This is a genomic window from Aquipuribacter aurantiacus, assembly GCF_051216895.1.
Classification (GTDB): Bacteria; Actinomycetota; Actinomycetes; order Actinomycetales; family JBBAYJ01; genus Aquipuribacter.
Genome location: NZ_JBPKAO010000016.1, coordinates 34,929 through 45,021, shown reverse-complemented (window position 1 = coordinate 45,021; position 10,093 = coordinate 34,929). Strand labels below are relative to the sequence as shown.

Sequence of the window (10,093 nt, the reverse complement as noted above, 5' to 3'; positions counted from 1 at the left end):
GGAACGACGCATGTCCCGGTTGCTGCGTGCGTGGGCCGTCCGGCTCCGCGACGGCCGGCACCCCCAGCAGCACCGTCACCTGTCACCGGAGTCGCTGCGCTGGGTGTGGACGCACCGCGCGCTGACGCCCGGCTACCTGCTGCGCTACCTGCGCCTGGCCCGGCTGCGCCTGCTGCATCCCGACGTGGTCACCCACGGCATGGTGTTCCTGGGCCGTGGGGTGCGGGTGGAGACGGTGCCCGGCTACGGCCGGCTGCACCTGGGCGCGTTCGTCCACGTCGGCGACGGCTGCGTCCTGCGGGCCCACGAGGGCACGCTGCGGCTGCGCGACAAGGTGGTGCTGGGCTCCGACGTCCGGATCACCTGCTGGCTGGACGTGGACGTCGGGGCCGCGACGCTGCTCGCGGACTGGTGCTACCTCGCCGACTTCGACCACGTGCACGACGACGTCGACCGCCCGGTCAAGGACCAGGGGATCCGCAAGAGCCCCGTCCGGATCGGGGAGGGCTCCTGGCTGGGGCTGCGCAGCAGCGTGCTGCGGGGCTCGGACCTCGGCCGCGGGACGGTGGTGGCCGCGCACGCGGTGGTGCGGGGCCGGCACCCCGACGACGTCGTGCTGGCGGGGGTGCCCGCCGTCGTGGTCGCCGACCGGGCGGAACGGGCGAGGCTGCGGGAGCAGGGCGGGCAGCGGCCGCGGCCGGGGCGCCGACGCAGGCCCCGGGGTCGCCGTCGACCCGGCGTGGCAGGCTGAGGACGGGACCGCCGGGAGGCCGTATGCTACCGGCGGGTAACTTAGGAAGTCCGGCGTCGTGGCCGGCCCCCCACCCCGGGGCCCGGACCACGCGCGCCGACGAGCCGAGAGGGTGCCACCGATGAAGATCGTCGTCTGCGTCAAGCACGTCCCGGACGCGCAGTCCGACCGCGGGTTCGCCGCGGACACCACCACCGACCGCGAGGCCGTCGACGGGCTGCTGTCCGAGCTGGACGAGTACGCCGTCGAGGAGGCCGTCCGGCTCAAGGAGGCGGGTGAGGACGTCGAGGTCGTCGCCCTCACGATCGGCCCGGCGGACGCCCGCGACGCGCTCAAGAAGGCCCTGCAGATGGGGGCCGACAGCGCCGTCCACGTCAGCGACGAGGGGGTCCACGGCTCCGACGCGGTCGGCACGTCCCTGGTGCTGGCCAAGGCGCTGGAGCACACCGGCTTCGACCTGGTCGTCACCGGCATGGCCTCGACCGACGGCGGCATGGGCGTCGTGCCCGCCATGGTCGCCGAGCGCCTCGGCCTGCCCCAGGTCACCTACGCGGCGGAGGTCACGCTGTCCGGCGGCCCCGGCGGCACGGTGCGGATCCGCCGTGACGGCGACGCCAGCACCGAGACCATCGAGGCCACCCTGCCCGCGCTGGTCAGCGTCACCGACCAGATCAACGAGCCCCGCTACCCCTCGTTCAAGGGGATCATGGCGGCCAAGAAGAAGCCCGTCGAGGAGCTGACCCTGGCCGACCTCGGCGTCGACGCGGCCGAGGTCGGCCTGGACGGCGCCTGGTCGCGTGCGCTGCAGGCCGACGCCCGACCGCCCAAGGCGGCCGGCACCGTCGTCACCGACGAGGGGGACGGCGCCGCCAAGCTCGTCGACTTCCTCGCCTCCGCCCGGCTCGTCTGAGCCCGAGACCAGAAGGAGCCCTTCCATGGCACAGGTCCTCGTCGTCGTCGACGCCGTCCCCAGCCCCGACAGCACCGGAGGTGTCGTCCGCAAGGCGTACCTCGAGCTGCTCACCCTCGCCCGTCGCCTCGGTGACCCCGTGGCCGTCGTCTTCGGCTCCCCGGAGGGGGCCGACGCCCCCGCCGCGCTCGCCGAGCACGGCGCCGTCGAGGTCGTCCTGGTGGGCGGCAGCGACGTCACCGACCACCTCGTCGCCCCCAAGTCGGAGGTGCTCGCGCAGCTGGTCGCCGAGCGCTCGCCCGCGGCGGTGCTGCTGCCCAGCACCCCGGAGGGCAAGGAGGTCGCCGGGCGCCTGGCGATCCGCTCGGGGTCGGGCCTGGTGACCGACGCGGTCGACGTCACGCTGGAGGGTGACCAGGTCGTCGCGACCAAGTCGGTGTTCGCCGGGTCGTACACCACCCGCTGCGCCGTCACCCACGGCACGCCCCTGGTCGCCGTCAAGCCGAACTCCGTGGCCCCGGAGGCCGCACCGGCCGCCGGCACCGTCACCACGCTGACCCCCTCGGTGTCGGAGCAGGCCAGGGGTGCCCGGATCGTCGAGCGCACCGACAAGGCCGCCACGGGCCGTCCCGACCTGGCCGAGGCGTCGGTCGTGGTGTCCGGCGGGCGCGGGACCGACGGCGACTTCTCGGCCGTCGAGGCCCTGGCCGACGCCCTCGGCGGGGCCGTCGGCGCCAGCCGGGCCGCGGTCGACGCCGGCTGGTACCCGCACAGCAACCAGGTCGGCCAGACCGGCAAGACCGTCTCGCCGCAGCTGTACGTCGCGGCCGGCATCTCCGGGGCGATCCAGCACAAGGCCGGGATGCAGACCTCGAAGGTCGTCGTCGCCATCAACAAGGACGGGGAGGCGCCCATCTTCGAGATGGCCGACTTCGGCGTCGTGGGCGACCTGTCCACGGTCCTGCCCGCCGTCACCGACGAGGTCGCGCGGCGCAAGGGGTGACCCGACGGGTGGGGGCGCGCGGCTCGCCCCCACCCGGGCCCGGCTTACCCTTGGCCGGTGAGCGTGTACCTCGACCCCGCGGCCCCCACGCCGGTGCGTCCCTCGGCCACCCACGCGTTACTGCCCGCCCCTACCCCCCCCCCCACCCCCTCCCCCCCCCCCGGGCCCGGCTTACCCTTGGCCGGTGAGCGTGTACCTCGACCACGCGGCCACCACGCCGGTGCGTCCCTCGGCCGCCCAGGCGTGGCTGCGCGCGGTGACCACCGGCGGCAACCCGTCGTCCCTGCACGGGGACGGCCGGGTGGCTCGCCGCACGCTGGAGGAGTCCCGTGAGGCCGTCGCCCGGGCGCTGGGGGTCGGGCCGAGCGAGGTGGTGCTGACCGCCGGGGGCACCGAGGCCGACAACCTCGGCGTCAAGGGCCTGTACGCCGCCCGGAACCGGGCCGACCCCAGGCGGACGCGCGTGCTGTGCTCGCCGGTGGAGCACCATGCCGTGCTGGACTGCGTCGTCTGGCTGGAGGCCGAGCGGGGGGCCGAGGTGGTCTGGCTGCCCGTGGACGCCGACGGCCGCGTCGACGCCGAGAGGACCCGCGACCTGCTCGCGCAGGACCCGGGGTCCGTGGCCCTGCTCACGTGCATGTGGGCCAACAACGAGATCGGCACGGTCCAGCCGGTCGCCGAGCTCGTCGAGGCGGCCCACGCCGTCGGCGTCCCGGTCCACGTCGACGCCGTGCAGGCCGTCGGGTGGCTCGACGAGCCGCTGTCGTCGCTGGGGGCCGACACCGTCGCCGTCAGCGGGCACAAGCTCGGCGCCCCGGTCGGCTCCGGCGCCCTCGTGGTGCGCCGCGGCGTCGAGCTCGAGGCCGTGCTGCACGGCGGCGGGCAGGAGCGCGGGGTCCGGTCGGGGACGGTGGACACCGCCGCCGCCGCCGCGCTGGCCGTCGCGGTCGTCGAGGCCGTCGCCGAGCAGCCCGTGGAGTCGGTCCGGGTGGCCGCGCTGCGGGACCGGCTGATGGCGGGGATCCGGGTCCTGGACCCCCGGGTCGTGGTGCGCGGGGCCGATCCCGAGACCCCCGGGGCGCGGCTGCCCACGAACCTGCACGTGACGTTCCCGGGCTGCGAGGGCGACTCGCTGCTGTACCTGTTCGACGCCCAGGGCGTGTCCGTCTCCACCGGCTCCGCCTGCCGTGCCGGCGTCCCGGAGCTGTCGCACGTGCTCCGGGCCCTCGACGTCGACGAGGCCGACTCCCGGGGGGCGCTCCGGTTCTCCTTCGGCCGCACCAGCACCGCCGCCGACGTCGACCGCGTGCTCGCCGTGCTCCCGGGGGTGCTGGACCGGGCCCGCGCCGCAGCGGCACGCGTCTCCGGGGCGGCGGCCGCGTCATGAGGGGGCTCCCGTCGTGAGGGTCCTGGCCGCGATGAGCGGCGGCGTGGACTCGGCCGTGGCGGCGGCGCGCGCGGTCGACGCGGGCCACGACGTCGTCGGCGTCCACCTGGCGCTGTCGCGCTCACCCGCCCAGCAGCGCACCGGTTCGCGGGGCTGCTGCAGCATCGAGGACGCCGGTGACGCGCGCCGCTCGGCCGACGTCCTCGGCATCCCGTTCTACGTCTGGGACCTGGCCGAGCGGTTCGCCGCCGACGTGGTCGACGACTTCGTCGCCGCCTACGCGGCCGGTCGCACACCCAACCCGTGCATCCGGTGCAACGAGCGGATCAAGTTCTCGGCGCTGCTGGACCGGGCGCTGGCGCTCGGCTTCGACGCCGTGGCCACGGGTCACTACGCCCGGGTGGAGCGGGGCCCCTCCGGGCCGGTCCTGCGCCGCGCGGCCGACACCGCCAAGGACCAGTCCTACGTCCTGGCGTCGGTGCGCCGGGACCGGCTGGCGCACGCGGTGTTCCCGCTCGGCGACGTCGTGGCCAAGAGCGAGGTGCGTGACGAGGCCGCCCGCCGCGGGCTGGCGGTCGCGGACAAGCCCGACAGCCACGACATCTGCTTCGTGCCCGACGGGGACACGGCCGACTGGCTCGAGCGACGTCTCGGCAGCGCGCCCGGCCCCGTGGTGGACCGTGACGGGCGGCAGGTGGGCCGGCACGCGGGCACGCACCGGTTCACCGTCGGTCAGCGACGAGGCCTGCAGCTGGACCGACCGGCGCCCGACGGGGCCCCGCGCTACGTGCTGTCCATCACCCCCACCACCCGGACGGTCACGGTGGGCGGCGCGGCGGACCTGCTGGTGGACAGCGTCACCGGGGACGACCCGGTGTGGCTGGGCGCCCCACCGGTGGTCGGGGCGAGCGTGCTGGTCCAGGTGAGGGCCCACGCCGACCCCGTCCCCGCCGTCGTGGCCGCGGTGACCGAGGACGGCGCCGTGCTGCGGCCCGAGGCGCCGATGGCGGCGGTCGCGCCCGGGCAGACGGTCGCGCTGTACGACGGCGACCGGGTCCTCGGGTCCGTCCGGGCCGCCTGAGCCGCGGCCGGACGGGTCCAACGAGGTGCTCGGGGCCGGCCGGATGAGACCCGTCTCATCCGGGTCTCATGGCGGGGCAACGCCCCGGCCTCAGGCTGGGCCCGTGCAGAGCAGTCCCGGGCGCAGCACCGCCGAGCGCAGCAGCGGCACGAGCAGCAGCGGCACGAGCAGCAGCGGCACGAGCAGCAGCGTCGAGCGCAACGCCGTCGTGGCGGCCACCACGGCGGCGCTCGTCGCGCTCACGGTCGCCGCGGCGACGCTCGTGGTCACCCCCGTGCGCCCGGACCTGGTGGGCGTCGAGGTCGGGGGCGACGTCGCGGCGACCGCGACGTCGGAGCCGGCGGCGGTCATGCCCCCGACGCCGACGCCGACGCCGACGCCGTCGCCCACCCCGACTGCGACACCGACCCCGACGCCGCCCCCGGTCGTCGAGGTGCCCGAGGTCCGGGACGAGACCGGCGACGCGGACGACGACGGCGCCCCGGCCGGTGGCTCCCGGGCGAGGGCCGACGACGACTCGGCCCGGGACCGTGACGACGCCGCCGCCGACGCAGACGACGACGCGGACGACGACGACGCGGACGACGACGCGGACGACGACGCGGACGACGACGCGGACGACGACGATGACGACGACGATGACTGAGCGGCCGCAGGCGGGCCGGCGGGTCTTCCGCTCCGTGCGCACCCAGGTGATCGGGGCGATGGTCCTGCTGATCGTGCTCGGGCTGTCGGTCTCGGCCGTGCTCAGCTACATCGTCCAGTACAACGACGTCGACCAGCGGGTCGCCGAGGAGCTGGAGCAGGAGATCGAGGAGTTCAAGAGCCTCGCCCAGGGGCCCATCAACCCGGTGTCGGGCGAGCCGTGGAACGGACTGGAGGACGTGCTGGGGACGCTGGTGCTGACCCTGGCGCCCGAGGAGGACCAGTACCTGCTCGGGTTCATCGACGGGGAGCTCGTCGCCTCGCAGGAGTCGAGCCCCCCCTTCGACGTGAGGCTCGAGGAGCAGGTGCTGGCCGAGATCGTGGCCACCGAGGCGCCGGGCTACGGCACCGCCGAGACTATGGGCCGAGGACCGCTCGCCTTCGCCGTCGTGCCCGTCGAGGACCCCCGCGACCCCCGCGACGCCCTGTTCGTCTCGACGTACCTGGTGCAGGGGGAGTACGACGAGGTGACCGGCACCATCTTCGAGCGGGCGGTGGTCTACGGCGCCGTGGTCGTGGTGGCCGCCGCCGTGGGCTGGTTCCTGCTCGGGCGGCTGCTGTCCCCGCTGGCGCAGCTCCGCGCGGCGGCGGCCCGGATCGACGACCACGACCTGTCCCAGCGCATCGACGTGCGCGGCAGCGACGAGATCTCCGACCTCGGGCAGCGGTTCAACGACATGCTCGACCGGCTCGAGAGCGCGTTCGCCAGCCAGCGTGACCTGCTGAACGACGTCGGTCACGAGCTGCGGACCCCGGTGACGATCGTGCGCGGGCACCTGGACCTGGTCGACGCCGACGACCCCGACGACGTCCGCGTCACGCGCGACCTCGTCCTCGACGAGCTCGACCGGATGTCGCGCCTGGTCGACGACCTGATCACCCTGGCCACGTCCGAGCGCCCCGACTTCGTCCGACCGGAGCCCGTCGACATCACCCTGCTCACCGACGAGGTGGTCGAGAAGCTGGGCGGGCTCGCGGACCGGCAGTGGCGCATCGACGGCCTGGCGGTGGGCGAGATCATGCTCGACCGGGCCCGCGTCACGCAGGCGCTGCTCCAGCTGGCCAGCAACGCCGTGTCCCACACCCAGGTGGGGGACGTCATCGCCCTGGGCTCGGACCGGGTGCGAGCGGCCGACGAGCGCGGGGGCGACCGGGTCCAGCTGTGGGTGCGGGACACGGGTCCCGGCGTCGACCCCGCGGACGAGGCACGCATCTTCGACCGGTTCGGGCGGGGCGCGGGCGAGACGAGGGACTCCGGGACGGGGCTCGGGCTGACCATCGTCCAGGCCATCGCCGTCGGCCACGGTGGGCACGTCCTGCTGGAGAACTCGCCCGGCGCGGGGGCGACGTTCGTGCTGGACCTGCCGTGGCTGCCGGCCCACGTCGAGGGGATGGACGTGGACGACCCGCTCGAGGAGCACGGGGACGACCCGACCCGCGGTGGGTTCGACGACGTCGGCACCGCGCTGCACGCCCGACCGGCCGCCGCCGGTCAGGGTTCCGCCCGACCGGACAGGGGACAGCAGTGAACCGGATCCTGATCGCCGAGGACGAGCCCCGCATCGTCAGCTTCCTCGAGAAGGGGCTGCGGTCCAACGGGTTCACCACCCTGGTCGCCCCGGACGGCGTCACCGCGCTGGACCTGGCCCGCAGCGACGAGGTCGACCTGGTCATCCTCGACATCGGGCTGCCGCTGATGGACGGCTTCTCGGTGCTGCGGGCGCTGCGGGCGCAGGGCTTCACCGTCCCGGTGATCGTCCTCACCGCGCGCGACGCCGTCGACGACACCGTGACGGGTCTGTCGCTCGGGGCCGACGACTACGTCCGCAAGCCCTTCGCGTTCGAGGAGCTGCTCGCCCGGGTGCGGCTCCGGCTGCGCAGCGCGTCGTCGTCCACGGCCGAGGAGACCGTCCTGCGCGTGGGCGCGCTCAGCCTGGACCTGCGGACCCGTCGCGCCGACGTCGAGGGGCGCACGGTGGAGCTGTCGGCGCGGGAGTTCTCGCTCGCCGAGGTGTTCATGCGCCACCCCGACCAGGTGCTCAGCCGGGAGCAGCTGCTGTCGCGGGTGTGGGGCTACGACTTCGACCCCGGCTCCAACGTGGTGGACGTGTACGTCCGCTACCTGCGGGCCAAGGTCGGTCGGCAGCGGATCGAGACGGTGCGGGGGATGGGGTACCGGCTGGCGGTGGCCTGAGGCCACGACGAGGGGACCTACGCTCGGGGACATGGAGTCCCGACACGTCCCCCGCCTCGACCGTTCCCTGTCCGTCGTCGGCCTCGGCTGCTGGCAGCTGGGCGCCGACTGGGGTGACGTCACCGACGACGACGCCCTGGCCACCCTCGACGCGGCCCTCGACGCCGGGGTCACGTTCCTGGACACCGCGGACGTCTACGGCGACGGCCGCAGCGAGCACCTGATCAGCGAGTCCAGCGCCGCCCGCCGCGGCGACGTCTTCGTCGCCACCAAGGTGGGTCGCCGGGCGGACCCGCTGTCGATCGAGCAGTTCAGCGCCGAGAACCTGCGCGCCTGGGTGGACCGGTCCCGGTCGAACCTGGCCGTCGACACGCTCGACCTGGTCCAGCTGCACTGCCCGCCGACGCCCGTCTACTCCAGCGACGCGGTGTTCGACGTCATGGACGCCCTGGTCGCCGACGGGGCCGTCAAGGCCTACGGCGTCAGCGTCGAGACCTGCGACGAGGCGCTCACGGCGATCGCCCGCCCCGGCGTCGCCACGGTCCAGATCATCCTCAACGCGTTCCGGCTCAAGCCGCTGGAGCAGGTGCTGCCGGCCGCGCAGGAGGCCGGGGTCGGCATCATCGCCCGGGTCCCGCTGGCCTCGGGCCTGCTGAGCGGTCGTTACGACGCCTCGACGACGTTCGCGGCCGACGACCACCGCACCTACAACCGGGACGGGTCCGCCTTCGACGTCGGCGAGACGTTCGCGGGGGTGCCGTTCGAGGCCGGTCTGCGGGCCGTCGAGGACCTGCGGGACGTCGCGGGCGAGCGCCCCATGGCCGAGTTCGCCCTGCGCTGGGTCATCGACACCCCGGGCGTGACGGCCGTCATCCCGGGTGCCCGCAACCCCGACCAGGCCCGCCGCAACGCCGCCGTCGCCGGCAGCGCGCCGCTGACCGACGCGCAGCGCGCCGACGTCGCCGCCGTCTACGACCGTCACGTGCGGGACCTGGTGCACGCGCGGTGGTGAGCCTCCCGGCGGGCCCGTGGGCCACCGCCCACGGGCCCCTGCCGGGCACCCGCCCCGACCACGCCCTGGACCTGGTCCTCGGCGAGCTGGGCGACGGGCACGTCCCGTTCCTGCCGCAGCTGGCCGATCGCGGCGTGGGCGCCGACGCCGTGGGGCGCAGCGCCTCGTTCCTCGTGGACCTGCCCGTCGACCTGCAGCCGTCCGGCTGGCGCCTGGTCGACCGGCCGGGCCGGGACCTGGCCCGGGGCCGGTCGTGGTGGGGGCAGGACCTGGACGCCCTGGCCGAGCGCGGCGAGGAGGTCGGCCGGGCCACGGCGTTCGCCGTGCCGGTGATGGGGCCTTGGACGCTCGCGGCGTCGCTGCAGCGTCAGCGGGGCGAGGTGGCGGTGTCCGACCCGGGCGCCCGACGCGACGTGGTGGCCTCGCTGGCCGAGGGCCTGGCCGGGGTGCTGGCGGCCGTCCGGCGGGCCGCCTCGGGCGTGGACCTGGTGCTGCTGCTCGACGAGCCGTCGCTGCCGTCGGTGCTGCTCGGACGGGTCCCGACCGCCAGCGGCTACGACACGCTGCGGGCCGTGCCGGCCAACGAGGTCCGCGACGGGCTGCGCCTGCTGGTGGACGCGGCGCACGCGGCGCAGGCGTCGGTGGTGCTGCGCTGCCTGGCCGAGGAGGCCCCGGTCGGCCTGCTGGCCGAGAGCGGCGCCGACGGGCTGGGGGTCCACGTCCCGGCCCGCGCGTCCGGGACCGACGCGCCGGCCTGGGAGCGGCTCGCGGCGCTGGTCGAGCAGGAGCGCACCCTGCTGCTGAGCCCGGTCGACGGTGCGTCCGCCGCGGACGCGGAGGCCCTGGCCGCGCTGGTCACCACGCCCTGGTCGCAGCTGGGGATGGACCACGAGCTGCTGCGGTTCCTGTCGGTGGCCGCGCAGCCGGAGGACGCCCGGCGGGGCCTTCGGCGCGAGGACCTGGCCCGCACCGCCCGCGCAGCCGAGCTGCTGCGCGAGCGGGTCTGACCCCTCGCGACCCGGCCCGGGTCGCGAGGGGGCCGAACCGGTC

Annotated in this window: 10 protein-coding genes; all 10 read left to right on the top strand. The window is 75.5% G+C overall.

Going from position 1 to position 10,093, the window contains the following annotated elements; all coding sequences use genetic code 11:
• Positions 1-10: 10 nt before the first annotated feature.
• On the top strand, positions 11-751 hold the full coding sequence (locus ACR80Q_RS17190) for an acyltransferase (RefSeq protein ID WP_435378877.1): 741 nt from the start codon (positions 11-13) through the stop codon (positions 749-751).
• Between the two features lie 121 nt (positions 752-872).
• Positions 873-1,661 (top strand): electron transfer flavoprotein subunit beta/FixA family protein, encoded by a 789-nt coding sequence (locus ACR80Q_RS17185; RefSeq protein WP_435378876.1) that lies wholly within the window; start codon positions 873-875, stop codon positions 1,659-1,661.
• Between the two features lie 25 nt (positions 1,662-1,686).
• Positions 1,687-2,664 (top strand): electron transfer flavoprotein subunit alpha/FixB family protein, encoded by a 978-nt coding sequence (locus ACR80Q_RS17180; RefSeq protein WP_435378875.1) that lies wholly within the window; start codon positions 1,687-1,689, stop codon positions 2,662-2,664.
• Between the two features lie 184 nt (positions 2,665-2,848).
• A complete protein-coding gene (locus ACR80Q_RS17175; protein ID WP_435378874.1) occupies positions 2,849-4,051 on the top strand; it encodes a cysteine desulfurase family protein in 1,203 nt (400 codons plus the stop codon).
• A gap of 13 nt (positions 4,052-4,064) precedes the next feature.
• On the top strand, positions 4,065-5,132 hold the full coding sequence (mnmA, locus tag ACR80Q_RS17170; RefSeq protein ID WP_435378873.1) for a tRNA 2-thiouridine(34) synthase MnmA: 1,068 nt from the start codon (positions 4,065-4,067) through the stop codon (positions 5,130-5,132).
• A gap of 103 nt (positions 5,133-5,235) precedes the next feature.
• A complete protein-coding gene (locus tag ACR80Q_RS17165) occupies positions 5,236-5,778 on the top strand; it encodes a hypothetical protein (protein ID WP_435378872.1) in 543 nt (180 codons plus the stop codon).
• Complete coding sequence (locus tag ACR80Q_RS17160) at positions 5,771-7,366, top strand: sensor histidine kinase (protein WP_435378871.1); 1,596 nt, start codon at positions 5,771-5,773, stop codon at positions 7,364-7,366. Before ACR80Q_RS17165 ends, ACR80Q_RS17160 begins: the two co-directional genes overlap by 8 nt.
• A complete protein-coding gene (locus tag ACR80Q_RS17155) occupies positions 7,363-8,031 on the top strand; it encodes a response regulator transcription factor (protein WP_435378870.1) in 669 nt (222 codons plus the stop codon). Before ACR80Q_RS17160 ends, ACR80Q_RS17155 begins: the two co-directional genes overlap by 4 nt.
• A gap of 31 nt (positions 8,032-8,062) precedes the next feature.
• Positions 8,063-9,043 carry an aldo/keto reductase gene (locus ACR80Q_RS17150; RefSeq protein WP_435378869.1) on the top strand — a complete coding sequence of 327 codons (981 nt, stop codon included), beginning with the start codon at positions 8,063-8,065 and terminating at the stop codon, positions 9,041-9,043.
• Positions 9,040-10,050 (top strand): uroporphyrinogen decarboxylase/cobalamine-independent methonine synthase family protein, encoded by a 1,011-nt coding sequence (locus ACR80Q_RS17145; RefSeq protein ID WP_435378868.1) that lies wholly within the window; start codon positions 9,040-9,042, stop codon positions 10,048-10,050. Before ACR80Q_RS17150 ends, ACR80Q_RS17145 begins: the two co-directional genes overlap by 4 nt.
• Positions 10,051-10,093 lie beyond the last annotated feature (43 nt).

Excerpts from the sequence above, each read along its gene's own strand:
- ACR80Q_RS17190 (WP_435378877.1), top strand. The coding sequence starts at position 11 with ATGTCCCGGTTGCTGCGTGCGTGGGCCGTCCGGCTCCGCGACGGCCGG.
- ACR80Q_RS17180 (WP_435378875.1), top strand. The coding sequence starts at position 1,687 with ATGGCACAGGTCCTCGTCGTCGTCGACGCCGTCCCCAGCCCCGACAGC.
- ACR80Q_RS17150 (WP_435378869.1), top strand. The coding sequence starts at position 8,063 with ATGGAGTCCCGACACGTCCCCCGCCTCGACCGTTCCCTGTCCGTCGTC.
- ACR80Q_RS17185 (WP_435378876.1), top strand. The coding sequence starts at position 873 with ATGAAGATCGTCGTCTGCGTCAAGCACGTCCCGGACGCGCAGTCCGAC.
- ACR80Q_RS17160 (WP_435378871.1), top strand. The coding sequence starts at position 5,771 with ATGACTGAGCGGCCGCAGGCGGGCCGGCGGGTCTTCCGCTCCGTGCGC.